The 25,635-nt window shown below is 30.9% G+C and carries 21 protein-coding genes, 7 pseudogenes and 1 other annotated feature; of the genes and pseudogenes, 14 read left to right on the forward strand and 14 right to left on the reverse strand.

The features are described from left to right. Positions 1-3: 3 nt before the first annotated feature. The 7 genes and pseudogenes from AGR56_RS16165 (at position 4) to AGR56_RS16195 (ending at position 8,676) form a co-directional block, all read left to right on the forward strand. Entirely contained in the window at positions 4-240 is a 237-nt protein-coding gene (locus AGR56_RS16165; RefSeq protein WP_053243079.1) for a DUF1667 domain-containing protein, read from the forward strand. A 63-nt stretch (positions 241-303) separates the two neighbouring features. After that, positions 304-506: a binding site (T-box leader), on the forward strand. Between the two features lie 278 nt (positions 507-784). Further along, positions 785-1,858, forward strand: a complete 1,074-nt coding sequence (locus AGR56_RS16170; RefSeq protein WP_053243080.1) for an alanine--glyoxylate aminotransferase family protein — start codon at positions 785-787, stop codon at positions 1,856-1,858. 12 nt (positions 1,859-1,870) lie between these two features. Then, entirely contained in the window at positions 1,871-2,791 is a 921-nt protein-coding gene (locus AGR56_RS16175; protein ID WP_053243081.1) for a D-2-hydroxyacid dehydrogenase, read from the forward strand. A gap of 95 nt (positions 2,792-2,886) precedes the next feature. Next, positions 2,887-4,136 (forward strand): annotated as a pseudogene (locus AGR56_RS16180) (DUF1015 family protein). 35 nt (positions 4,137-4,171) lie between these two features. After that, positions 4,172-5,448 (forward strand): annotated as a pseudogene (gene serS, locus AGR56_RS16185) (serine--tRNA ligase). Between the two features lie 421 nt (positions 5,449-5,869). Beyond that, a complete protein-coding gene (locus AGR56_RS16190; RefSeq protein WP_053243082.1) occupies positions 5,870-6,754 on the forward strand; it encodes a phosphatidylserine decarboxylase in 885 nt (294 codons plus the stop codon). 203 nt (positions 6,755-6,957) lie between these two features. Then, positions 6,958-8,676, forward strand: a complete 1,719-nt coding sequence (locus tag AGR56_RS16195) for a ferredoxin hydrogenase (protein WP_053243083.1) — start codon at positions 6,958-6,960, stop codon at positions 8,674-8,676. On the opposite strand, the gene AGR56_RS16200 is transcribed toward AGR56_RS16195, so the two are convergent. From AGR56_RS16200 to AGR56_RS16250, 12 genes are all read right to left on the reverse strand, one after another. Further along, positions 8,658-9,695, reverse strand: a complete 1,038-nt coding sequence (locus AGR56_RS16200) for a phosphopentomutase (protein ID WP_242851503.1) — start codon at positions 9,693-9,695, stop codon at positions 8,658-8,660. The two genes, AGR56_RS16195 and AGR56_RS16200, sit on opposite strands and share 19 nt — an antisense overlap. 28 nt (positions 9,696-9,723) lie before the next feature. Continuing rightward, entirely contained in the window at positions 9,724-9,927 is a 204-nt protein-coding gene (locus AGR56_RS22245; protein WP_242851504.1) for a hypothetical protein, read from the reverse strand. 6 nt (positions 9,928-9,933) lie between these two features. Then, on the reverse strand, positions 9,934-11,094 hold the full coding sequence (locus AGR56_RS16205) for a YhfX family PLP-dependent enzyme (protein ID WP_053243361.1): 1,161 nt from the start codon (positions 11,092-11,094) through the stop codon (positions 9,934-9,936). Positions 11,095-11,104: 10 nt separating this feature from the next. Then, a complete protein-coding gene (locus tag AGR56_RS16210) occupies positions 11,105-12,202 on the reverse strand; it encodes an aminotransferase class I/II-fold pyridoxal phosphate-dependent enzyme (RefSeq protein WP_053243084.1) in 1,098 nt (365 codons plus the stop codon). Between the two features lie 10 nt (positions 12,203-12,212). Then, positions 12,213-13,088: a hydrolase gene (locus AGR56_RS16215; RefSeq protein ID WP_053243085.1), complete on the reverse strand. Its 876-nt coding sequence runs from the start codon at positions 13,086-13,088 to the stop codon at positions 12,213-12,215. A gap of 42 nt (positions 13,089-13,130) precedes the next feature. Beyond that, positions 13,131-14,426: a YhfT family protein gene (locus AGR56_RS16220; protein ID WP_053243086.1), complete on the reverse strand. Its 1,296-nt coding sequence runs from the start codon at positions 14,424-14,426 to the stop codon at positions 13,131-13,133. A 15-nt stretch (positions 14,427-14,441) separates the two neighbouring features. Next, on the reverse strand, positions 14,442-14,801 hold the full coding sequence (locus AGR56_RS16225) for a DUF2620 domain-containing protein (protein WP_053243087.1): 360 nt from the start codon (positions 14,799-14,801) through the stop codon (positions 14,442-14,444). 1 nt (position 14,802) lies between these two features. Continuing rightward, entirely contained in the window at positions 14,803-15,174 is a 372-nt protein-coding gene (locus AGR56_RS16230; protein ID WP_053243088.1) for a PRD domain-containing protein, read from the reverse strand. A 59-nt stretch (positions 15,175-15,233) separates the two neighbouring features. Further along, positions 15,234-16,136: a GntR family transcriptional regulator YhfZ gene (gene yhfZ / locus AGR56_RS16235; RefSeq protein WP_278279714.1), complete on the reverse strand. Its 903-nt coding sequence runs from the start codon at positions 16,134-16,136 to the stop codon at positions 15,234-15,236. A gap of 241 nt (positions 16,137-16,377) precedes the next feature. Further along, complete coding sequence (pyrE, locus tag AGR56_RS16240) at positions 16,378-17,061, reverse strand: orotate phosphoribosyltransferase (protein WP_053243090.1); 684 nt, start codon at positions 17,059-17,061, stop codon at positions 16,378-16,380. Between the two features lies 1 nt (position 17,062). Beyond that, on the reverse strand, positions 17,063-17,413 hold the full coding sequence (locus AGR56_RS16245) for an alpha/beta hydrolase (RefSeq protein WP_053243091.1): 351 nt from the start codon (positions 17,411-17,413) through the stop codon (positions 17,063-17,065). 55 nt (positions 17,414-17,468) lie between these two features. Then, the gene (locus AGR56_RS16250) at positions 17,469-17,678 is read right to left on the reverse strand and encodes a hypothetical protein (protein WP_053243092.1); all 210 of its coding nucleotides are present in this window, start codon (positions 17,676-17,678) and stop codon (positions 17,469-17,471) included. Positions 17,679-18,126: 448 nt separating this feature from the next. On the opposite strand from AGR56_RS16250, the pseudogene AGR56_RS16255 reads away from it, so the two are divergent. The 7 genes and pseudogenes from AGR56_RS16255 (at position 18,127) to AGR56_RS16280 (ending at position 24,839) form a co-directional block, all read left to right on the forward strand. Further along, a pseudogene (locus AGR56_RS16255) lies at positions 18,127-18,538 on the forward strand (YjdF family protein). Between the two features lie 365 nt (positions 18,539-18,903). Further along, positions 18,904-20,385, forward strand: a pseudogene (yjeM, locus tag AGR56_RS16260) (glutamate/gamma-aminobutyrate family transporter YjeM); the annotation flags it as partial. A gap of 183 nt (positions 20,386-20,568) precedes the next feature. Then, positions 20,569-21,450, forward strand: a complete 882-nt coding sequence (locus AGR56_RS22250) for a PocR ligand-binding domain-containing protein (RefSeq protein WP_242851505.1) — start codon at positions 20,569-20,571, stop codon at positions 21,448-21,450. 128 nt (positions 21,451-21,578) lie between these two features. Beyond that, positions 21,579-21,985 (forward strand): annotated as a pseudogene (locus AGR56_RS22255) (ATP-binding protein). Between the two features lie 233 nt (positions 21,986-22,218). Continuing rightward, positions 22,219-22,507 (forward strand): annotated as a pseudogene (locus AGR56_RS16270) (NAD-binding protein); the annotation flags it as partial. A 39-nt stretch (positions 22,508-22,546) separates the two neighbouring features. Next, positions 22,547-23,938, forward strand: coding sequence for an MATE family efflux transporter (locus AGR56_RS16275; RefSeq protein WP_053243095.1), 1,392 nt, complete (start codon positions 22,547-22,549; stop codon positions 23,936-23,938). Continuing rightward, on the forward strand, positions 23,928-24,839 hold the full coding sequence (locus AGR56_RS16280) for a DMT family transporter (RefSeq protein ID WP_053243096.1): 912 nt from the start codon (positions 23,928-23,930) through the stop codon (positions 24,837-24,839). The genes AGR56_RS16275 and AGR56_RS16280 overlap by 11 nt, the downstream gene beginning before the upstream one ends. A gap of 4 nt (positions 24,840-24,843) precedes the next feature. On the opposite strand, the pseudogene AGR56_RS16285 reads toward AGR56_RS16280, so the two are convergent. Further along, a pseudogene (locus tag AGR56_RS16285) lies at positions 24,844-25,366 on the reverse strand (amidase domain-containing protein). 117 nt (positions 25,367-25,483) lie between these two features. Further along, positions 25,484-25,630 (reverse strand): FeoB-associated Cys-rich membrane protein, encoded by a 147-nt coding sequence (locus AGR56_RS19765; RefSeq protein ID WP_084757090.1) that lies wholly within the window; start codon positions 25,628-25,630, stop codon positions 25,484-25,486. Positions 25,631-25,635 lie beyond the last annotated feature (5 nt).

The following is a 25,635-nucleotide window of genomic DNA, read 5'->3' on the forward strand; positions in this document are numbered from 1 at the left end:
TATATGAAAGATGAAAATATTAAGAATAAAGAGATACTTACAACATTAGTGAGAGTAAGAGGATCAAAAGTAAAAGTCGTTTCAGTAAAAAGCACTGAACCAATAGAAAAAAGGTTATTTATAGAATGTTCTAAGGCACTTGGTAGAATTTATGTTAGTGCTCCTATAAGTGAGGGAAATCTGATATGCAAAAACATTTTGAATACTGGTGTGGATATAATTGCAACAAAGAGTATATAAAAATTTCAAAAAAGGTATTGACAGAAAATTATAATGAATATATAATTAAATTAACATTTAGATATTAAACCGTTGAAGAGAATAGTAACATTTAGTGGTTTTTAGAGAATCAGTGGTTGGTGTAAACTGATAGCTGCTAAGTTGTGAATCCGCCTCGGAGGGATTGCGATGAGCAATACGGTGTGATTACCGTTATATTTTAATTAAGTTGGATCACTTGTTTTGTGATTAACTAGGGTGGTAACGCGGAGTCTTTCGTCCCTAATTTGGGGATGAAGGACCTTTTTTATTTGTTGAAAAATGTTACTATAAGCAACATATTTTCTTAAAAGGCTTTTTAAAACAAAGTTGTTTGAAGAACAATATGAATGTACGGGTTATTACAAGTTTAATTTTAAGAATATTATGAATATTTTGATTTAAAGATGATATGTTTTTTTATACATGTTATTTAAAGGCTTATGCAGCAAAATTTCAGAAAAATAATACATAAAATATAAATATTTAAAATGAGTTTATAAGAATTTAAGGAGGAAAGTTTACAATGCATAAGAAACTATTTATACCAGGACCAGTAGAGGTAAGAGAAGATGTACTCGAAAAAATGGCAACACCTATGATAGGACATAGAAGCAAAGAAGCTTCAGCACTTCAAAGAGGGATTAGTGATAAGTTAAGATTAGTTTTCCATACCAATGAAGAAATTTTATTATCTACAAGTTCGGGTAGTGGACTTATGGAAGGTGCTATTAGATCATGTACAGCTAAAAGAGCTGCTGTATTTTCAATTGGATCTTTTGGAAAAAGATGGTACGAAATGGCTTTAAACAACAATGTACCTGCTGATTTATATGAAGTTGAGTGGGGAGAAGCACTTAATCCTCAATTTGTAGATGAGGTTTTAGGTACTGGAAAATATGATTTAATAACAATAACTCATAACGAAACATCAACAGGAATAATGAATCCAGTTGAAGAGTTATCAAAGGTTATAAAAAAATATCCTGATGTAGTTTGGTGTCTTGATACTGTAAGTTCTATGGCTGGAACTAAAATAGAAGTAGATAAGCTTGGTGTAGACATATGTATAACATCATCTCAAAAAGCTATTGGACTTCCTCCTGGACTTGCAATATGCTCATTTTCTAAAAAGGCTATAGAAAGAGCTAAAAAGGTTAAATTTAGAGGATATTATCTTGATCTTCTTAAATTATATGAATATATACAGAAGAAGGATTATCAGTATCCATCTACTCCATCATTATCACATATGTTTGCTCTTGACTATGCACTTGATAATATGATTAAAGAAGGATTAGAAAACAGATATAGAAGACATATAGAAATGGCTGAATATGTAAGAGCTTGGGCTAGAAAATACTTTGAGATATTTGGAGATGAAAACAATCTTTCAAATACCGTAACAGCTGTAAAAAATACAAGAGGTATAAGTGTTGCAGATTTAAATAAAAAGCTTGGAGAAAGAGGCTTCCAGATATCTAATGGCTACGGAAAATTAAAAGAAAAAACATTTAGAATAGCACATATGGCAGAGATGACTTTAGACGATATAAAAGAGCTTATTTACAACATAAATGATATATTAGGATTAGAATAAGGAGGAAGTAACATGATAAGATTACTAGCAAACGATGGAATGGATAAAGGTGCAGCAGCTAAGTTACGTGAGCTTGGATATGAAGTAGTGGAAGACCATTATGAAGGTAAAAAACTATTAGATAAAATAAAAACTTTTGATATTTTAGTTGTAAGATCAAATACGAAAGTTAGAAAAGAATTAATTGATGCAGCTGTGGAAGGCGGAAAACTGAAGCTTGTTATAAGAGCAGGTGTTGGAGTAGACAATATAGATGTTGCATATGCAAGGGAAAAAGGAATTAATGTTAGCAATACACCTAAAGCAAGTAGTATATCAGTTGCAGAATTAACTTTAGGTCATATATTTGCAGTATCAAGGTTTATAAATACTTCTAATGTAACAATGCGAGAAGGAAAATGGGAGAAAAAAGCTTATAAAGGAATAGAACTTTTCGGTAAAACATTAGGACTTATAGGCTTTGGTAGAATATCAAAAGAGGTAGCTAAAAGAGCAAATGCATTGGGAATGAAGGTAATTTATACAGATATATGCGGAAAAGCTGAAGGATATGATGAATACGAGTTTGTTGAATTAAAGAATTTGCTTCAAAAATCAGATTTCGTTTCACTTCATGTGCCTTTAGATAAAAATAAAGGATATGTCATAGGAAAAGAAGAAATTAAAGCTATGAAAGATGGAGCTTATTTAATAAACTGTGCAAGAGGCGGCGTTGTAAATGAAGAAGCTTTAGTTGAAGCATTAAATACAGGAAAGATTGCTGGCGCAGCTCTTGATGTTTTTGAAAATGAGCCTAAGCCTAATAAGGAACTTTTAGATAACCCAAAGGTTTCTGTTACTCCACACATAGGAGCTTCTACTGCAGAAGCTCAAAAAAGAATTGGAGTAGAAATAGTTAATATAGTTAGCGAATTCTTTGAAAAAGCTAGCTAAAAATTTGCCCCTATAAAAGCTGCCGCATTGATTTCAGCGGTGGCTATTTTATACATATTTAAGGTTTGATTATGTAATAGAAAGGAAGAATAGTTATGGCAGTACTAAAACCTTTTAAGGCTGTAAGACCTGTAAAAGAACTGGCAGGTAACGTTGCAGAACTTCCTTATGATGTAATGAATACAGAGGAAGCAAGGGCTATTGGAGAAAAAAAAAAAGTGCATTTTCATTTATACATGTAGATAGAGCTGAAATAGATTTGGAAAAGGAAGTAAATCCATACAGTGTTAAGGTATATGAAAAAGCTAGAAATAATTTGTTTGATATGATTAAAAAGAAAATATTAGTCAAAGATAATAAAGAAAACTTATATATATATAGACAAATAATGAATGGAAGAAGACAAACAGGAATAGTTGGCTGCACATCTATAGATGATTATCAAAATGGAGTAATAAAAAAGCATGAGTTTACTCTTGAAAGCAAGGAAAAGGATAGAATAAATCATGTTGATTATTGTAATGCAAATACAGGTCCTATTTTTTTAACTTATAGATCACAAAAAGAAATAAATGAGATAGTAGATAAAATTACGGTAAAAGAACCGGAATACAATTTTACAGGTGAAGATGGAATAACTCACATTGCCTGGGTAATAGAGGATCAAAACACTATAAATAGACTAACCAATTTATTTAAAGATGTTAATGCACTTTATATTGCCGATGGTCATCACAGAGCAGCATCTGCAGTAAAAGTGGGATTAAAGAGAAGAAAGGAAAATCCAAATTATACGGGAGAAGAAGAATTTAATTATTTTCTTTCTGTATTATTTCCAGATCAAGATCTTGCAATAATGGATTATAACAGAGTTATTAAAGATTTAAACGGTATGGAACTTCCAGAACTGATTGAAAAAATAAGAGAAAACTTTCAAGTTGAAAAACTTGATAATGATGTTCACTATAAACCAGATGAAAAGCATATTTTTGGCATGTATGTTGATGGAACATGGTATAGGCTTAAAGCTAAAAAGGGAACCTTTGATGAAAAAGATCCTGTACTTAGCTTGGATGTTTCAATACTTCAAAATAATTTAATTGGGCCAATACTTGGTATATCAGATCCAAGAAAAGATGAAAGAATAGATTTTATAGGTGGAATAAGAGGAATAAGGGAACTTGAAAAGAGAGCTAATAGTGATATGAAATTAGCATTTTCAATGTATCCAACAACAGTACAGGATTTAATGAGGGTTGCGGATAGTGGAAATGTTATGCCACCTAAATCAACTTGGTTTGAGCCAAAACTTAGAAGTGGGCTTTTTATACATGAGTTACAGTAAATGGATTTTAATTTTATTTTAAGGGGTAATTAATTATGTTGGATTTAGAGCTAATAAGAGAAAAAACTGATGAAGTTAGAAATGCTCTTTTAAAAAAAATTGACGACGTAGATTTTACTAAGCTAATAGAATTTGATGATGATAGAAGAAAGCTTATAAGAGAAATTGAAGTTTTAAAAAATAAAAAGAATAAGGTATCTAAAGAAATCTCTGAAATAAAAAGGCAGGGCGGAGAGATTGATAAAGCTTGCTTTAAGGAAATGAAAGAGGTTTCAAGTCAAATATCAGAACTTGAGGAAAAATTATTGCCTATAAAAGAAAAGATACAAAATTTTTTAGAGGCCCTTCCTAATATACCTGATCCAGATGTACTGCCAGGTGGAAAAGAAAATAATAAGGTTGTTAGGGTATATGGTGAAAAACCACAATTTGATTTTGCACCAAAAGATCATGTTGAAATTGCAAAGAATCTCAATCTTATAGATTATGAAAGAGGAACTAGGCTTTCAGGCAATGGTTTTTGGGTATATAAGGGCAATGGAGCAATACTCGAATGGTCACTTTTAAATTACTTTGTGGAGCAGCACCTTAAAGATGGGTATGAATTTATTTTACCTCCTCATATTTTAAACTATGAATGCGGAAGAACTGCTGGCCAATTTCCTAAATTTAAAGATGAAGTTTTTAAGGTTGGAGAAGGTAGGGAAAATGATAACATGCAGTTTATTCTTCCAACAGCTGAAACTGCTTTAGTTAACCTTCATCGTGGTGAAATTTTAAAGGAAAATGAGCTTCCGAAAAAGTACTTTGCATATACTCCATGTTATCGTGTTGAAGCTGGAAGCTATAGAGCATCCGAAAGAGGAATGATTAGAGGACATCAATTTAACAAAGTTGAAATGTTTCAGTACACAAAGCCAGAACATTCTGATGCAGCCTTAGAGGAGCTTATAAATAAGGCAGAAAAGCTTATGCAGGGGCTTGGACTTCATTATAGATTATCTAAGCTTGCAGCGAAGGACTGTAGTGCTTCTATGGCAAAAACTTATGATATTGAGGTTTGGATTCCAAGTATGAATGAATACAAGGAAGTAAGTTCTGTATCAAATGCACGTGATTATCAGGCAAGAAGAGGAATGATAAGATTTAGAAGAGAGGAAACTAAAAAATAGAGTATGTAAATACTTTAAATGGTTCTGGTCTTGCTACAAGCAGACTAATGCCTGCAATACTTGAACAAATGCAGGATAAAGACGGTCATATAATTGTTCCAGAAGTTTTAAGAAAATGGGTAGGAAAAGATAAAATTTAAAAATATTGCGAAGTAATACTGCTTTGCAACATTAAAAAAATTCTATAAATCTAAGGTAAAAAATCATAAAATCCCAAGATATTTTCAATAACTCGCTGTGCGCTCAGACAAATTGAAATATCTAAGTATTTTATGATTTTTTTACCAAGATTTATTAGAACTTTTTTTAAATCGTTTCTTTCAGCAGTATTACTTTCGCCTTCACATCAGTACAAGGAAAAAATTCCTCCGTACCTACGGAATTTTTTGGTGTGAACTTGTCCAGGTGGTGGTAAATAATGTTACAATGTGGGAGTATCAGTTTAAATTCTTCGTGAAATAGTGTTCTTTTAAGCTAATAAAAAATGCACGTGGAATTTAGGTATAATTTAAGATAAAAATGATTCTTAGTAAATTTATTACATTAAATGGGGGTTTAAAAATGATAAAATTTTATAATCGTAAATCAAAAAAATATGAAATAGAACTAGTAGCCGGGGAAAAATATCTAAACTGGACTTACTCATCTAGACTTGGAATGGGTTTACTTGAAATATTCATAAAGAAAAAAGCTTTTTCTAAGTTGTATGGATGGTATTGCGATAAAAAAATAAGTAAACCTAAAATTAAAGCTTTTATAAAAGATCTTAATATCGATATGTCTATAACTGAAAAAACTGAAGATGAATTTAATTCCTTCAATGATTTTTTCGTAAGAAGGCTTAAATCTCATGCAAGACCGTTTTCTGACGAAAAAAATATATTGATTTCACCTGCTGATGGCAGACTATTTGCCTATGAACATATAGATTTAAACAATATAATGCAAATTAAGGGCATAAACTACAGCCTACTTGAACTTATAAAGGATAAGGCTATAGCTTCAAAATATATTGATGGAACTTGTCTTGTATTTAGACTTTGTCCGACAGATTATCACAGATTTCACTTTATCGACGATGGAGTTTGCGAAAAAAGTAACAAAATAAACGGTTCATATTACTCCGTAAATCCAATTGCCTTAAAAACAATACCTAAGGTTTTCTGTGAAAATAAAAGAGAGTGGAGTATATTTCATTCTGAAAACTTTAAAGATGTATTATATGTTGAGGTTGGTGCAACTTGCGTTGGGAGCATACTTCAAACTTATACTCCAAATTCTGAACTTAAAAAAGGTGACGAAAAAGGCTACTTTAAATTTGGCGGTTCTACAGTTGTTTTGTTTTTAGAAAAAAATGTCATAAAAATAGATAGTGATATAATTGAACAAACAAATTTTGGTTATGAAACCAAAATTTTTATGGGTGAAAAAATAGGAAGCAAATAAACTTGCTTGCTATTATTTTAACAAACTAAAAGAGTCATATAATCAATTATTTGTTAAGGCAAATTCATCATTTAACATGCTAAAGAAATAATTCCAAACTTGTTTTAAAAATATTTTTTAATTTTGCTAGATAATATTTTAACAATAATTTTGATATGTTATAATTAAATTGGATTTTTAAACTTAAGTTTGGGAGGATAAAGATGATTACATTAGTTTTGAACGGTAAAGAAGTACAGGCTAACGAAGGTTCTACTGTACTCGAAGTAGCAAGAGAGAATAATGTCGATATACCTACTTTATGTTACTTGAAAGATTGCGGCAACTTTGGAAAATGTGGAGTGTGCCTTGCAGAAGTTAATGGGAAAATTTTAGCATCTTGTATTGCAAAAGTTAAAGATGGTATGGTTATAAATACGAATACCGAAGAAGTAAATGAAAGAATAAAAAAGAGAGTATCAATGCTTCTTGATAAACATGAATTTAAATGTGGTCCTTGTCCAAGAAGAGAAAGCTGCGAATTCTTAAAATTGGTTATAAAAACAAAAGCTAGAGCTACAAAACCATTTTTACCACAGGACAAGACTCCATACGTTGAAGCTAGAAGCAATGCTATCGTTTTAGATAGAACTAAATGTGTATTATGCGGAAGATGTGTTGCTGCTTGTAAAAAATACACTCAAACTGAATCAATCAAATTTATAAAAAAAGATGGTCAAAGAGTAGTTGGAACTGAAAATGATGTATCCTTTGATGATTCTACTTGTTTACTATGTGGACAATGTGTTATTGCATGTCCTGTTGCTGCCTTAAAGGAAAAATCTCACATAGAAAAAGTAAAGGCAGCATTAGAAGATCCTAAAAAGCATGTAGTAGTAGCTATGGCCCCTGCTGTTAGAACTGCTATGGGAGAATTATTCAACATGGGATTTGGAAAAGACGTAACTGGTAAACTTTATACTGCTTTAAGAACTCTAGGCTTTGATAAAATATTTGATATAAACTTTGGTGCTGATATGACTATTATGGAGGAAGCAACAGAACTTCTTCAAAGAGTAAAAAATAATGGTCCTTTCCCAATGTTTACATCTTGTTGCCCGGCATGGGTAAGATTAGCTCAAAATTACTACCCAAATTTGCTTAAAAACCTGTCATCTGCAAAATCTCCACAGCAGATATTTGGTACTGCAACTAAGACTTATTATCCATCTATAACTGGAATTAATCCAGAAGATGTATACACAGTTACAATAATGCCTTGTAATGATAAAAAATACGAAGCTGACCTACCTGACATGGAAGTTAACGGCTTAAGACAGATAGATGCAGTATTAACTACAAGAGAGCTTGCTAAAATGATTAAAGATGCAAAAATTAAATTTGCAGCTCTTGAAGACGGCGGGCATGATCCAGCAATGGGTGAATACTCTGGAGCCGGTGTAATCTTTGGTGCAACAGGTGGAGTTATGGAAGCAGCTCTTAGAAGTGCAAAAGATTTCGCTGAAAATGCAGAGCTTGAAAATGTAGAGTACACTGAAGTAAGGGGCCTAGAAGGAATAAAAGAAGCAACTGTTGAAATTGCAGGAAACAACTACAATGTTGCTGTTATAAACGGTGCTGCTAACTTCTTTGAATTTGTAAAATCCGGTAAAATGGAAGAAAAGCAATATCATTTTATAGAAGTTATGGCTTGCCCTGGCGGATGTGTAAATGGTGGAGGACAACCTCATATAAATGCTGAAACTAGATCAGAAGTAGATTACAGAACTTTAAGAGCTTCTGTATTATATAATCAAGATAAAAATCTTCCAAAGAGAAAATCACACAAAAACCCTGCTATAGTAAAAATGTATGAAAGCTACTTTGGAAAACCAGGTGAAGGACTAGCTCACAAATTACTTCATCATGTATATGAAAAATAATTACTTAATATAAAATTGGAAGGGAATTTAATTCCCTTCAATTTTATATTAAAATGTAGAAATGATCGTCCATTTTCTGGGCTTTTTATATGAAAAAATTCACTAACAGTAGCCCCAACATCGGACAGCGTTTTTCTGTTTCCTATAAAGCCAGGTTTTAAATTTTGACCATATATAAGTAGTGGTACATATTCTCTTGTATGATGACTATGTCCAATAGTAGGGTCATTTCCGTGATCTGCCATAACAATAAGTCTATCCTCTTCTGTCATTTTGTCAATTATTAGCCCTATATATTTATCTGCAATCCTAAGCTTTTCTGCATATCCTTCTGCATTTTGTGCATGTCCTGCCAAATCAGTTTCTTGAACATTTGTACAGATAAATCCCTTTTCCATTTTACTAAGTTCCTCTAATGTAAGCTTCATTACTTCTTCCGTATCAACACAGCCCACACTTTTACCGTATTTATTTGATACAATATCTGCAACCTTTCCAAAGAGAGAAACCTTTATACCTGCTTTGCCTAATATAGTAGGTACTTGTACATTTTCATCTATACCATAACCTAAATGTACACAATGATAATCACAATTATAAACTCCTGATTTTGGAGCACTTACGCCTAAATATTTTCCTTCCTTTGTCTCCATTGCAGCTAATATATTGGAAGGAGAGGTTTTTCTTCCTCCAAATGTAATTACCCTTGAAACTTTTACATTTTCCCTAACTATTTTTCCTATTTTAAGTACTTCGCTATAATCAATCTTATCCAGTGAGGCAGTAATATTATATACTTGGCCAAAATCAGCTTCAATATTATCTCCTACTGTAGTACATCCATTTATAAAAAGTAATTTTAAATTATCTTTTATTTTATATTCAACACTATATCCTTCTTTTTCAAGCGCATTCTTAACCTTTTCAATGGATTTTGAAAATGGCTCCATAAGAGGCTTTTTAGGTTTTGTGCCCATTATCTCCTGATGTCCAAGAAAAGTATCTGCTCCATCATGCATTAATGCTGATTTTCCAAAAGTAGCTGTTTCACTTTTTTTTCATTCCTTTGTAATCCTCACCTAATGCATTCATTATTCCAATTTTCTCAAGATTTTTTAATTTTAAATTAGGTACTTCTCTTAAAATATGCTTTAAAGTATTAGCACCAACATCTTGCTTTCTAATTAGTGCAGTATCTTCCATATATCCAATTCCAAAACTATCTAGGACTATAACTATAAATCTTTTCAAAAAGCATCATCTCCCTATAATTTTGCCAAGACTATCATATATCCCAATTACTTCTGGTTTGCCTTTTGAGATTCCCTTAACTACTGCAACATTACTTCTTGTTACAAAAATTTGAGTTCTATATGCCATTATCACAGTACTTCCAACTTCGGCATTTCCCTCAAGTTCAAAATAATAGTCTATACTTTCGTCATCAGGTTTTTTTACCTTCAAATACTTACTATGACTATTTTCTAGAACAAGAGCCTCTTTCATATGTGATCTCCTGTAATGTCCGCCTCCATAGCAAAAGCTGCTTCTACCAAGATTGTGTGATATTTCACTTACATATACCATAGCTGGAGTTTCAACACAATTTTTAACAGCTGCATGCATTGGTGTGGTTCCTGTAAGACCATGACCAGGTTCAATACTTGTTCCACCATTTTCTTCTACAAGCTTAATGCTTTCAGCGCAATTGGCAGATGGCATATTCATTTCTTCAATTCTTATACCTATATTCTCAATGATAAACTTGGCTTTTTTTACAGTTTCAATATTATGCGTTTCCTCAATTTTTTCACTTTTTTCATTGTATAAAAAACAAGGAAAAGATGTTATTCCTTTGATTTCTACACCATTAAAATTTAAAATTTTTTTTACACTTTTACTAAGTTCATCGACATAAAAGCCACCATATTGAGCTGGATAAAGCACATCACCATTGTCTATAACCCTTAGCATAATTTTTTGCTTAATACCTAATTTTAGTGATAATTCACTTATACGTTTTGCTTTCTCTATGGAATAAACAGTTATATAATCTGGTCTTAATTTTAAAATTTCTTCTATAGATTTATCAGGTATTTGCACTAAATGCCCCACATGAGCAAGTTTTATTCCACTATTACCAAGTAATTTTGCCTCTCTAAAGTCAACAGTAACAGCACCTTCATATCCAAGTTTCATAAATTCTTTAGCTATATATGAATTTCTTCCAAATTGCTTAGTCATAAAATAAGTTTTTATTCCGTATTTATCTGCCTCTTCTCTTATTAATTTTCCATTGTTAAGTATTGAATCCAAATCTAGCACATAAGTATCTGGCTCTATGATTCCCTTTCTATGCAAAAGTACTGCTGTTTCAATTAAATTTGGATTTTTATTAACTGTTGCTCTAAGAAACATAATTCCACCCCTATTCTTCAATCCTTTCAAGTGCTTCCTTAAGTATTCTTATAATAGTATCAGCACCACATCTCATTGGATTTATTCTTATCATTCTTTCCTCGAGGGTTGGATCTGCTGCCCTAAAAGTTCCAGAAACCCTATATATCATCGGTACAAATTCATATTTTGACTCTGCTCCTACAGGATTTGGAGCACCTCCTAGTTCTTCTGAAATTTTTAGTACTTCTTTTGCTATGTTCTCTTCAAATTCCACAAGAAGCACTTTAGATTGAGCATTGGCAAGAAATGCTCGTTTTATTCCTTTTATTTCTCCACCATTAAGTCTATTAGCAAGCTCATTATTAACCTCAGCTTGAATAGCGAGCATTACAGGAGCATATATCATTCCTCTTAAAGCTTCCATAGCTTCATGCCCCTGTACTTGGCTTCCACCTGAGTAATTTTGACTTATTATATAATCTATATATTGCTTATTTCCGACAACACAGCCCACTCCTTCAGGTCCAAGTAACTTAAAAGTTGAAAAAGCTGATATATCTGCTCCCAATTGAACTCCTATTCCTTTTACTTTCATTACTGCATAATTATCATCAGTAATAATAGGAATATTGGGCTTAACTGCTCTAATTGTTTTAATACACTCTCCCATGTCATATTTGTCGTCTATTTTCTGCCTTGTGTATTGTATGAGTACACCTTTTAAATCATTATTTTTTAATACATTTGATAAATCATCCATATCATTAAAATCAGCTTCTATGGTTTTAAGCCCCATACTTTCAATAGTAACCTTAGTAGTTGGATATATTGGTGCTTTATGAACTAAAATAGTATCTGCATTTTTAAAAATACTCATTATCCCACTTCTTAAGGCTCCCGTACCAGCTCCACGTACTAAGGCAGCCTTTTCAGCTCCAAAAAAATCTGCTATTGTTTCTTCTACCTTAAGTGTTGTTCTTGGTTTATTAAGACCCTTAACAACGCCCAAATCTCCTAGCGATAGGACTTCATTTCCTTTAAAATGTCTAGTAACCATGTCAATTAATTTAAATTGAACTTTTTTTGCCTCATCTACTGTCATGGATTTTAGCGGATAAGTATTCATGCTATCACTCCTAACAAAATATTCTCATTGCATTTTTTTCTGTCATATTCTTTATATTTTCCTCACTTACACCAGATTTTTTGAGTTTAGGTAAAAAATCTTGAAGAAGAAATCTATATCCAATTCCTCCTCTGTTTTTTAAATGGGATTTTCTCGTTATATCCATTGATAAAACTATTTTGCTTGAAAGTCCCATGCTGCAAAGCTTTTTGATAAAATCAATTCTCATTTCGTCTGGTTTATATTTTATCTTTCCTATAGTATCAAATGCTACATTAACTCCCATATCTATAAGTCTTACTATATAGTCTAAATTCCCGCTTAAATCCACATGACTTATTACTACTTTATCCAAGTTCACATTAAAAGCCTTAAATATTTTAATTTGCTCAAGGCCTAGTTTCCCAAGCGTTGTATGAGTAACAATTGCCCTTCCAGTTTCAACATGCGCTCTTGAAGCTGCTTTGAATACCTTTTCTTCTTCAGGTTTTATAGCTTCTTTCCCAGTTCCAATTTCGCCAATAACCTCAGCTTTTATTCCGCTTTTTTCTATTCCATTTACAATTTCATCAATCATAATTTTTGAAAGTTCTTTTTCAGATAACTCATAAACTTCCTTAGGTAAGAATGGTTCCTTATAATATCCAGTAGAACAAACAATATTAATTCCCGTTTTTTCTTTTACCTTCATTACATAATCAACATTTCTTCCCATTCCTCTATTAGTTAAGTCTATAATATTAAAAACATTTTCTTCCTTAAGTTCCTTAAACTCTTTTACAGTTTCATCAAAATCATCTAATTTGCAATCCTCATCTTGTTTTGGTCCTGAAAGATCAATGGTTATGTGTTCATGTGTATAAGTTCTTCCACCTTTGAATTGCATCTATTTTTACCTTCTTTCACATATGTTGTCTTTAACCTTCTTCTATTTGGAAACCACTGGTAAATATAAACCAAACAAGTATAATACATTTATTAATACGCCAACAAAAATTGCTCCTACAGGTCCTACGGCTGCGTCCACAATTGGTTTTTTAGAAGTTTTATTCAAAACGTATAAGCCAATAACTATGAAGAAACCAAGATTTCCAGCCATACCATAAGCCGCCATCATTCCTCCTATTAGAAGTGATACTTCAATAACCTTTGACATTGCAGTTCTTATATTATCACCACACTTTTTCATTCCAGGGAATTTATCCAAGAATTTTGCAAGAAAATCTAATAAATAAATTTCCACAAAAATTACAGCTGCCCCTGCTAAAAATGCAACTATAGGATTACCTTTAAGTAAAATACCTATTATAAATACAAAGGTCATACCTGTAGGTGAATATACACCTGTTGTAATAGCAGTAGTTGCAACTAATGGTATAAAACCAATTCCTCTCGCTAGGGCAGTGATTGCAGCTTCAAAATTTTTACCTTTAGCCAATAAATTTAAAGAAATAGGATCTCCTGCAATTACCGTTAAGCTTGTACCAGCTGCTATCAAACCTCCAATTATAACCAAATAAACAATATTCTTTTTTATTTTCTTTACTCTTTCAGAGAATATAGAAGTAAGATCAATAGTTGCAGCGTTTTTATCTTGTTTTTCTCTCATTGAATATATGAGCATAATAATAACTCCTGTAACAAGTGCCATTCCTTCTGGATTTAGTGATACTTTTGCTGTGTCAACTTTAAATGTTCCATGATATTGAACTAACTGTCTTACAATGAAAGATATAACAAGTGTAATTATGCCATGCTTAACTCCATATTGGTATCCAACCACCAATGCTGGAAAAACTGCAAATGCCGCTACAATAGGCGTCCCAACACTTCCAAGTTGTGGTAAGAAGTTAACTGGAAGCATTTTAAAAGCATCAACTATAAAATTAAGTCCAGCTACAAGACCAATGCCATATACGGCACCAACAATTCCTGAAATTATTATTCCCTTTTTGCCCTCAGGTGACCATGTTCCAATAATATCAGTTCCTAAAAGAATGCTGTGTATTAAAAGAATAGATGCTGCAATTGACACTGGAATTCCATAACCAATTACAAGTCCAAAACTCAAAGCAAAACTGGTAGCAGCTAATGCCTTCTTATCCATTCTTTTTTCAAGATATTCTGGAATTATAGGTCTTAGTCCATCATTAAATACTGCTACCCCTTTATTTGCAAGAATTGATGCCAATGCTCCAATTAAGGCTACAATTAAGTATTTCATAATAAATCCCCCTTTTTATTTTAATAATTTATTTAAAACCACAGGTATTACCTGCTCTGCATGTTGTGGAGTAAAACCAAATGCCTTTTTGCCTTTATCAATCTCACCTTCTATTTCTTCATTACGCCTTACATTTCCAGGCATGGATATGGTTGCACAATTGTTATATCCAAGAATTGCTATAGCCATTGCTAGTGCACCGCCTCCACCTGTATTGCACGCTCCAAAATAATAATCTGCTTTATTTGTCTTTACTTCCATAGCTGCTTCAAGGTCTGACATTACTTTTACATCTACCTTTTCCCCTCCACAATTTTTTATAATGCTTGAGACTCTTTCCTTGTCTATTTGACCTCCAACTACTATCCTAATCATTTTAAGCACGCTCCCATAAATTATTTTGAAATAATGTACATAAATGCATTATTATAAATGTCTGTTCGCTGTGAGGTATATCAATGTTACATATTTCAGCTATTTTACTTAAAGCATTAACACTTTTACCATAAAACTCATTTTGTTCAATTTCCTTATATGCATCTTCATTAATGCCAGCTTCACACTTTCCTTGTTTAATTCTTTGTAAAGCAACCGCAAGATGAGTTATAAGCATAGAAGCGTTTTCTTCAGTAAGTTTAATATTAAAATCATTCCAAAACATATTGATGATATTACGCAAGCTAGTTTGAACATTATCATCAATTTGATTTGCATTTTTTAATATTTCTATTCTTTCCTCTAAATTCACCTTAATATTCCCCCTTCAAATTTTAATATACATTATTTTGTATATTGATTTTAAAAAAATTAGTATCTTGGAACCATTTCCCCTTTCACAATTTTTTTTTGCATATCTAAAATCTCACTTTTTCTCAAATATCTCTTTAATATTGCTTTTATATTATTCTTGGAACTTTCCACAACTACTACTGCATTTGTATCCTTATTATCATTTTTTGAACTCATTGGATAGTACTTAAGATTAATTTTTCTGTCTATAATTTCATCTATATTCCAAATAGCTGCATCAATTTCCCCATTCATAACTTTTGATATAACTTGATTATATGGCAATTCAACCATAATAACTTTTTTACCACTGCATTGTCTTTGAGTAAGAATTTTGTGGTCAATGGAACTATTATCTACTCCTATTCTCATTCCATTTTCTATATTTCTTTTTGAAAAGTCATGAAAAATTATAGCATGTTCACTAACATAACTAAATTCACCAAAATCCATAATGATCTCCAAATTTTCAGTTTCCATTAAGTTTTCAGCGGCAAGTTTAGAAATCAAAGCAAAATCATACCTCCCTTTTGATAAAGATTCTATTCTATTAGCTGCTCCTCTCATATATGCTAAATTAAATGGTATTTTGCTTTTCTCCATGGTATTATAAAATCCCGTTGCTATCCCTTCATACAATTTTGAATAAGGTAGTGGCATTACCCCTACAATTGAACCTATTCCAGAAACCTCTAAAAGTTTTTCATAATTAATTTTAACTATAAAAGTTCCCATATGCCCCCTTGCTTCAAGTGAAATTGCCCTTTCATCCTGTAAGAACCTTACTGCATTTTGAACAGTTCCTCTTGCAATATCAAACTTTTCAGAATAATTTGATATTGTATCTATTCTTTCACCACATTCTTTTGATAAAAACTCCTGTGCTAGTTTCATTGCTATTATTCCATTTTTTGCATTAATCCTGTTTTAATCATATCTTAACATCCTTAATATACAATTATTTGTATTTTCAATTTATATTATAAGATATATTGTAAACAATTTCAATACCTTGTTAAAATTAAATTCATTTCAGCAAATATTACAATTTAAATAAAAGCCAACAAATCTTAGAAACTCGTTAGTATTTACTCCTGAGTTCCTTTAGACTTATGGCTTTTATTTAGCATCATTCACTACTATAGATAAACTGTTTCAACTATTAAAATTCACTTACTACTCCGTACTCTTTATAATAGTCATCTATTCTCTTTTTCATTTCGCTGTCAATTAAAACCTTGCCATTTATCGTTTTATCATAAAGATATTTTACAACCTCTTCCATTGTAACTATGGAACATGTCTTGAAACCGAATTTTTCGTTAAGCTCAGTTAAGGCAGATTTTTCTCCCTTTCCTCTTTCCATTCTATCAACAGATATTATAAGTCCTTTTACACTTACATCAGCTTGCGTTTTTAAAAGTGGCATAGTTTCATATACAGAAGTTCCTGCTGTTGTAACATCTTCAATAATTACAACTCTATCATTGTCTTTAATCTTTGATCCAAGAAGTATTCCTTTATCTCCATGGTCTTTAATTTCTTTTCTGTTGGAGCAGTAAGATGCATTAATATTATATAAATTATTAAGTGCTATAGCTGCTGTAACACTTAATGGAATTCCCTTATATGCTGGTCCAAATAGTATATCAAAATCATCTCCAAAGTTGTCATGAATAGCCTTTGCATAATATTCGCCAAGTTTGCTTAACTGCTTTCCTGTTGTATAGTTTCCTGTGTTTATAAAAAATGGAGTTTTCCTTCCGCTTTTCGTAATAAAATCTCCAAAAGTAAGCACATTACTTTCAACCATAAATTCAATAAATTCTTCTTTATACTTTTCCATTTTACTCCTCCTCAAAGAAATCAATATAAACTTTAACAACTTTTTTTAATATATCAATGCTTCCAATCAAATCGTTTGAAAGTTCAAGAGAATGATTTCCACCCTCTATAAGCATTAACCTTACATTATCACTTCTTTTAACCTTTTCTATGTATTCATCCTTAAATATATTATCATTAGTTCCAGCAATTGCAAAGCATTTTGATTTACAAATATATTTTACAGCAAAATACGTTGGAGTTAGGTACAGAAACTTTACATTGCCATATTTAAATTTCTCAGCTACATTACCAGCAACTTCTGTTCCTATGCTCTTGCTTAAAAAATAAATACTTTTGTATCCTTTTTTCATACACTTATCTAAAATACTTAAGCATGCATCAGATACTACATCTATAATCGGCTTGCTATATCATCCCAATCAAGCTTTTTTCATAATTAAGACAAAGCACGTCTTTTCCACTTATTTGTGCCGCTTTTCTGGCATAGTGAAGAAGCGGTTTATCATGACCATATTTTAATCCTGGAAATATTACAGCCAGAGCTTTTGAACTCTCTTCACTGTAATATTCCCCGTACACTTCATCAAGTCTCGATGATTTAATTATATTACTCAATTATACTACCTTCTTACTTCAATTCTTTAATATATATAACTAATGGGATTGATACACTAAATATAAAGATTGCGAAGTAATAAATAATTTTTTTCGCCTAAAAAGAAGGCGAAAAAAGCTAAGGGTGAAGGGTTTTAACTTGCTCTGCTCGCTAAAAGGTGAACTTTTTTACCTTCAGTAAAAAAGTTAATGATGATTTTATCCTTCTAGAACTCAAAGCAACCACTTTTTTTAAATAACCACTTAGATTTATTAATTTTATTTAATATTCCAAGATACTGTTACTTCGCAATATTTTTAAATTGTGAAAGTTAAATAATTAATGTTATAATATGATTAAGAGATAAAAACACGGTTTGGTTGGTAGTCCAAACGCATAATGCATGTCAGTAACCTACCCTCGAGGTTGTCCGTTCTCTTGAAATTAAATTTAAGCGAGGGAATAAAAATGAATATTACTTTAAATGTATTTTACGAAGATCCATTTTGGGTGGGTGTATTTGAAAAGACTTTTGGCGATAGTCTAGAAGTGGCCAGAGTAGTATTTTGGCAAAGAGCCAAAAGATGGAGAGGTATATGAATTTATATTAAAACATTACAATTCAATTAGATTTAGTTCTCCTGTTAAAGAAGTTAATGTTACAAGGAAAAAAATAAATCCTAAAAAGCTTCAAAGAAAGATAAAAGAGCAGATCCAAAATCATGGTATAGGAACTAAATCGCAAAATGCATTAAAACTGGAGATGGAAAATAGTAAGAAACAGAGAAAAGTAGCAGCTAAGATAAATAGAGAACAAGCTGAAAAATTAAGGTTTCAACTAAAGCAGCAGAAGAAAAAGGATAGAAAAAGAGGACATTGATAAGAATGCAGGTTTTAGCCTGCATTTTTGCTTATTTAAATTTGATATTATAGTATTGTGAGGGGTGGTATACTGGATAAAGTTTTAATAATAGATAAAAAAGATTTTTAGTTGAAATTAATGGTAAAAAAATAAAACTTTTATCTAGAAAACTGAATTAAAGTCAAAAATTTTTAGTTAACTTCCATAAATTGATAACATTGTTTAATCGTAAGCCTGCTATAATTGTGAAAGTTTCAAAAAAAGACATGAGACGTAATAAAAAAGTGATAATTGCAGCTGTTGATAAAAATACAAACTTTTATATATAATAATTATTTGCACACAATTTATTATGACAGGAGCGATATAGACATGGAAAGAGAAAAAAATTAAAGCTAGTACCCTTAGTACTTATGGTATTTACATCAGTATTTGGATTTAACAATATATCTAAAGCTTTTTATAAAATGGGGTATGCTGCCATACCATGGTATATATTATCAGCACTTACTTTTTTTATACCATATGCTTTTATGATAGCCGAATATGGATCTGCGTTTAAGAAAGAAAAGGGCGGAATATATTCGTGGATGGAAAAATCAGTAGGAGGAAAATTTGCTTTTATAGGAACTTTTATGTGGTATTCTGCATATGTAATTTGGATGGTAAGTGTAGCAACGGAAATATGGATTCCATTTTCAAATTTAATATTTGGCAAGGATATTACGGAAAATAATCTCCTTTTAGGATTAAAATCTACTCAAGTGATAGGAATACTTGCAATTTTATTTGTAATCACAGTAACTTTTATTGCGTCAAAAGGATTGCAAAAAATAAGTAAGATAACTTCTGTAGGAGGGACAGCAGTTGCTCTTCTAAATGTTGTATTACTTGTAGGCGGAATTGTAATTTTTGCTATACATGGGGGAAAACTTGCAGAACCAATTACATCTATAAGAACATTTATCGATTCTCCAAATAGTTCTAATAATTCAATGATAAATTTACTATCATTTTTAGTTTTTGCAATATTTGCATATGGAGGAATAGAAGCAGTTGGAGGATTAGTTGATCAAACTGAAAATCCAGAGAAAACTTTTCCAAGAGGAATGATTATATCAGCCGTAATTATTGCAGTTGGATATTCTGTGGGTATATTTATGTGTGGAACATTCTTAAAGTGGAATAATCTAAATAGTACTCATGGCATTAATTTGGCAAACATAACTTATATAATAATGCAAAACTTAGGATATGCTATTGGTATCAGTTTTGGACTTGGACAAGCAACCTCTGTTTCTATAGGAGTGTTTTTTGCAAGACTAGTAGGATTGTCAATGTTTTTAGCTTATTTGGGATCTTACTTTACACTTATTTATTCACCTTTAAAGCAATTGATTGAGGGAACTCCAGAAAAGCTATGGCCTAAATTTATTAGCAAAATTGATGAAGATGGAATGCCTAGAAATGCTATGAAAATACAGTGTATAATAATAGCTATATTTATTATGGTCATCTCATTTGGTGGTGAGGGAGTATCTAAGTTTTTTTCATACATAGTACTTATGACTAATGTTGCAATGACCTTACCATATATGTTTCTTTCAATAGCATTTATAAGCTTTAAAAAGAAGAAAGAAATAGAGAAACCATTTGAAATATATAAAAACTATAAAAGTGGTATAGCTGCAGGAATTATAGTGACTTGTACAATATTTTTTGCCAATTTATTTACAATAATACAACCGATACTTGAAGTTAAACCTGATGTGAAATCAACTATATGGATGATAATAGGACCAGTATTTTTTTCGATAGTGGCGCTTACAATGTATAATTCATATGAAAAGAAAATAAGAAACTGAATTTAAAGTTCTGTAAGACTATGAAAATAGTTTTATAGAACTTTTTTTATTTTCGATACCAATTATAAATTAATTTTTTAGCTATTACAGGAATTTTTAAATATTATGAAGAATAATTAAAAGGGCATATATAAATTACAAATTTTAAGATTTTTAGGAATAAGGGGATTGGAGAGAAATATTATGAAAAATATTCAGCAAAATATCGATATTGATTCTATTGAAATTGGGGATATAGTGGATATTAATTTACTTCAAAGGTTTCAGGATAGTTTTGCCGCAAGTACAAATATGGCAAGTATTACAGTAGATAGAAATGGAAGACCTGTAACAAAACCAAGCTGCTACACTAATTTTTGTGAGAATTTTATTCACTCAACAGAGAAAGGAGACAATGAATGTGCTATTTCTCATAAGTGTGGGGGAGTAACAGCAGTAAAAATGGGGAAACCTTATATATACACATGTCACGCAGGCCTTATAGATTTTGCAGCTCCAGTATTAATCAATGGAAAACAAATATGTACGATTTTAGGTGGACAGATTTTAAATCATAAAATAGAAAAGCCAAACCTAATGCAAAAGGCTAAAGAATTAAATATAGATGAAAAAGGATTTTTAAAAGCTGCAGAGGAAATTAAGGTGATTGATGATAAAAGTATTAAATCAGCAGTTAATTTGCTATTTATGATTGCAAATTTTATATCTAAAATTGGATATGAAGAATTACAATTGAAGCAAATGTCAAAAAGACTCAAAAGAGAAATTGCAGAAAAAGATGCTCTTTTGAAACAAGCAAATGAATACAATGCACTTAAAACGAGGCTATTCTCAACAATTTCCCATGAATTAAAAACACCAATAAACATAATTTATAGCGCCATTCAACTGCTTGAAAATACGTATATTTGTGATGAAAAAGTAAATATGAAGGATTCGTTTTTTAAGTATTCTAAAGTAATGAAACAGAATTGCTATAGACTTATAAGACTTATTAATAATTACATAGATATTAATAAAATAGGGCTTGGATTTTATAGCCTTGATAAAAAAATGGGAATATAGTAAGTACTATCGAAGATATTACGATGTCTGTTGTAGAATATGCAAAGCTAAAAGGTATTAAAGTCGTTTTTGATACAGATGTGGAAGAAAAAATTATTGCATATGATTTTGAAAAAATTGAAAGAATAATGCTTAATTTGCTGTCTAATGCCATTAAGTTCACTGATTTAGGTGGAAGCATAAAAGTTAGTATTCATGATGGAGAAAAATTTTTAACTATATCTGTAAAGGATAATGGTACAGGTATCCCAGAAGATATGTTAAAAAAATATTTGATGTGTTTATCCAAGTGGATGGTTCTGTTAGAAGAAATGTTGAGGGAAGTGGCATAGGTTTGTCCTTAGTAAAATCCTTTGTAGAAATGCATGGAGGGAGGATCACTGTTAAAAGTAAAGTTGGAGTTGGAAGTAAATTCTTAGTAGAATTGCCGGCTAAGATTGTAGATGAAGATTCATGTTATGACAATGATAAGGAGAAGTTAATGGATATGGATAATGAAGAAGTTAAAATTCAACTTTCAGATATATATTTATAATGCTTTGTTTTAAATAGGTGTTTTCTTTTACATTTATTTAAAACAAAGCTTCCTTATATTTTAGAGTTTCATTCTATTGAGAAAAAAAAGCAAGTGATGTATAATTAAGAAAATGAACTTTGAATACAATTTATAATATATGGGGAAACAAAAATGAAGTTAATTTCATATTTGTTTCCCATACGATTATATAGCTATATTTCTAATAGAAGGAGAGGAAGCAAATGACTATACAAAAAGCTGGACTTGATGAGGAAAAAGTTTTAAATACAATAAAAACTGGTGCGGCAGGAAGTTGGTCACTAAGTAATTTAGCACCAAGAATGATAAAAGGAGATTTTGCACCTGGCTTTTATGTAAAACATTTTGTTAAAGATATGAGCACTGCTTTATCAGAAGCAGAAAATATGGGCTTTGAAACCCCAGGGTTAAAAATTAGCTAAATCATTATATGATAAACTTGTAGAAGATAATAAAGAGGATTATGGCACACAGGTACTATATAAGCTTTTAGAAAAATAAACTTTTATTATATAAATGATTTAGGCAGGCGATTAACATATGATTAAACTTAGAAAAGACGTCATTAATTTGACGTTGCCTATTTTGATGGAACAATTATTTGTAACATTAATGGGTATGATTAATACAATGATGGCTGGGCATATAGGAAAAGAAGCAGTGTCTGCTATAGGAATGATAGATTCAATTAACAACATATTTATAGCCTTCTTTTCAGCTTTAGCAGTGGGAGGAACGGTTGTTGTTGCACAATACATTGGACAAGGCAACATAAAGAAGGCAAATGAAGCCACAAAACAGGCACTTTACTCTAGTATAGGTATAGCACTTTTGATAACAATAATTATGGCTTTATTTAGAAGGCCAATTATAGCATTGTTATTTGGATCAGCAGAAAAAGAAGTTATAAATGATGGACTCAGTTATTTAGGAATAACACTTATAACATATCCACTCATAACTGTAGATTTGGTTTCAAATGGAATATTAAGAGGAGCTGGTGATACTAAAACTCCTATGAAGATATCTATAGTCATGAATATTTTAAATGTTATATTTACCTGGACATTTATAAATGGAATTAAAATTGGAGGTAAGGTTTTAATTCATGGAATGGGTGTTTTGGGTGCAGCACTTGGCATAGCCACAGCAAGAACCATTGGAGCGATTGTAATAATAACAATTTTACTTAGAGGTTCAAGAATTGTACGACTTAAAAAATTGAGGGAATTTAAATTAAATAAAGAATTATTAAGGCCTATATTTGGTATAGGTGTACCTGCAAGTGTTGAATCAATACTATTTAATGGTGGGAAATTAATAATGCAAGTATTTATAGTGGATATGGGCACTATAGCTATGGCTTCAAATACTATAACTAACTCTATAGCTAATTTTATAAATATACCAGGAAATTCTCTTTCCACTGCGGCTACTGCAATGGTAGGACAATACATGGGAAGAGGAGACGAAGAGGGTGCAACCAAATGTCTTTCATACATAACCAAATTATCGACGGTTCTTCTTGCAATAGTTGGTGCTGCATCAATTGTGTTTTCAAAGCATTTGGCATTGTTATTTACAAGTAATATGGATATTGTAAATTTATCATCAAAAATACTTATAGTAAATGCATTTGCAATAGTTGTTTGGTCTATTTCTTTTGTTTTACCAGCTGGGCTTAAGGGAGCAGGAGATGCAAGGTATACTATGGTAACATCTATAATTGGAATGTGGCTATTTAGAATAACTCTTGGATATTTGCTTGCTATAACCTTGAAAATTGGACTTATTGGAATTTTTCTTGGAATGTATATAGATTGGACAGTACGAGGTATTTTATATGTTATAAGATTTAAAAGTGGAAAGTGGAAAAATCATATTGTTATAACTAGAAAAAGCAAGTGTAAGGAGTTAAATAATGGATATTAAAGTTAAAATACCACTTGAAAATAGGACAAAAGGAATTGTATTTGTAATTTTTGCTGCAACACTTTGGGGAGTTTCAGGCACCTTCGCACAGTATTTATTTCACAATGCAAATATAAGTGCTGATTGGCTTGTTGATATAAGATTATTATTTTCTGGTATAGGACTTATTGGAATAGCGGTTATTAAGAAAGATAAAAACATATTTAAACTTTGTAAAAGCAAATATGATTTACTTAGTCTTGTTATATTTTCAATTATAGGAATGCTTGGGGTTCAATATTCATATTTTACGACAATAAAGTACTCAAATGCCCCTACATCAACTATTTTACAATATTTAAGCCTTGTATTTATTATTTTACATTCAATTATTAAATATAAAAGGATTCCACATATAAAAGAAATTTTAGCTGTAATTTTAGCATTGATGGGGACATTTTTGCTTGCTACTAATGGAAATATACATAAATTAGCTATTTCTAGTCATGCATTGTTTTGGGGAATAATAGCGGCTTTTACAGCAGCTTTTTATACGATATATCCAAGAAGGATTTTAATTAAATTTGGCTCTAATACTATAGTTGGCTTTGGTATGCTAATTGGAGGAATATTATTTAGCTTTGTAGCTTCTCCATTCAAAATTCACGGCAGTATATCAACTTATTCTATGTTAGCAATTATATTTGTAGTTTTATTTGGAACACTCATACCGTTCTATTTTTACTTTGAGAGCGTTACATACATAAAACCAAGTGAAACCGGTATATTAAGTTGCATGGAACCATTGTCAGCAGTTATATTGTCAATTTTTTGGCTTAATACAAAATTTAGCATTGTTGAGTTTGTTGGGATGATAAGCGTTTTAAGTACTATTTTAATATTATCTACAAATGAAAAATAGTTGTTTAGATAATAATCTTTATATAATGATATTTTACTGCTTTCCAAGAGTTTTTATAATAAATATTTATAGCTTCAGGTGTATGCTGAGAGACTAAAGGAACTCCGTTAAAAATAGAAGTTACTATTGTAGAATGAAATATTTTTTTTGTTGTTACCCTCATAAAAAATTAAATCACCTAATTCAAGATTATTTGCATTTGAAACTTCTAATCCTTTAATATAAGGAGAATTAGTTTCTTCATTATTTCTTAAATAATAGTATAGTGAATGAGCTACTGCCCATGATATAGACCAAGTATCGTCCATGACATTGTTTGTATTTTTATTGTTATACCACCAATTCCAACTACTTCCATAGCTCATTTTGGCTCCGCCAGCAAAAAGACATTGAGATATAAAATTAGTACAATCGCCGCCGTTATCATCTATTAATTGGAAATATCTATATTTTGGATTTGGATTTAAGGCATAAGTTAAAGCATAAGATACAGCTTCAAATCTTAAGTATTTGTTTTGTCTTAACATTGTATATCTCCTAAAAGTACTTATAATAAATTATATGAATGTCTATATAAAAATTGATATAAAAAAATGAGACTGTTGAACTAAAATGCAACAGCCTCATTTTTTATAAATAAAATTCTATGAATTTTTATTGCAACAAGATTTTGTCTTTGATGGACATGAACTGCAGTTACATGAACCATGTGAACTCTTTTTTATATTTTTTATGAATATGAATAAAGCAGTGAAAATTATTAAAGCTGTTATTATTAATTCTAATATCATTAAAA

The organism is Clostridium sp. DMHC 10, assembly GCF_001270375.1.
GTDB lineage: Bacteria > Bacillota > Clostridia > Clostridiales > Clostridiaceae > Clostridium_S > Clostridium_S guangxiense.

Coding starts and splice junctions, on each gene's coding strand:
- AGR56_RS16245 (WP_053243091.1), bottom strand. CDS start 17,413: ATGAAAAAAGGATACAAAAGTATTTATTTTTTAAGCAAGAGCATAGGA.
- AGR56_RS16205 (WP_053243361.1), bottom strand. CDS start 11,094: ATGTTTCTTAGAGCAACAGTTAATAAAAATCCAAATTTAATTGAAACA.
- AGR56_RS22250 (WP_242851505.1), top strand. CDS start 20,569: ATGAAAAATATTCAGCAAAATATCGATATTGATTCTATTGAAATTGGG.
- AGR56_RS16210 (WP_053243084.1), bottom strand. CDS start 12,202: ATGAATACTTATCCGCTAAAATCCATGACAGTAGATGAGGCAAAAAAA.
- pyrE (WP_053243090.1), bottom strand. CDS start 17,061: ATGGAAAAGTATAAAGAAGAATTTATTGAATTTATGGTTGAAAGTAAT.
- AGR56_RS19765 (WP_084757090.1), bottom strand. CDS start 25,630: ATGATATTAGAATTAATAATAACAGCTTTAATAATTTTCACTGCTTTA.
- AGR56_RS16175 (WP_053243081.1), top strand. CDS start 1,871: ATGATAAGATTACTAGCAAACGATGGAATGGATAAAGGTGCAGCAGCT.
- AGR56_RS16280 (WP_053243096.1), top strand. CDS start 23,928: ATGGATATTAAAGTTAAAATACCACTTGAAAATAGGACAAAAGGAATT.
- AGR56_RS16200 (WP_242851503.1), bottom strand. CDS start 9,695: ATGCATGATGGAGCAGATACTTTTCTTGGACATCAGGAGATAATGGGC.
- AGR56_RS16190 (WP_053243082.1), top strand. CDS start 5,870: ATGATAAAATTTTATAATCGTAAATCAAAAAAATATGAAATAGAACTA.
- AGR56_RS16215 (WP_053243085.1), bottom strand. CDS start 13,088: ATGCAATTCAAAGGTGGAAGAACTTATACACATGAACACATAACCATT.
- AGR56_RS16170 (WP_053243080.1), top strand. CDS start 785: ATGCATAAGAAACTATTTATACCAGGACCAGTAGAGGTAAGAGAAGAT.
- AGR56_RS16275 (WP_053243095.1), top strand. CDS start 22,547: ATGATTAAACTTAGAAAAGACGTCATTAATTTGACGTTGCCTATTTTG.
- AGR56_RS16195 (WP_053243083.1), top strand. CDS start 6,958: ATGATTACATTAGTTTTGAACGGTAAAGAAGTACAGGCTAACGAAGGT.
- AGR56_RS16220 (WP_053243086.1), bottom strand. CDS start 14,426: ATGAAATACTTAATTGTAGCCTTAATTGGAGCATTGGCATCAATTCTT.
- AGR56_RS16165 (WP_053243079.1), top strand. CDS start 4: ATGAAAGATGAAAATATTAAGAATAAAGAGATACTTACAACATTAGTG.
- AGR56_RS16225 (WP_053243087.1), bottom strand. CDS start 14,801: ATGATTAGGATAGTAGTTGGAGGTCAAATAGACAAGGAAAGAGTCTCA.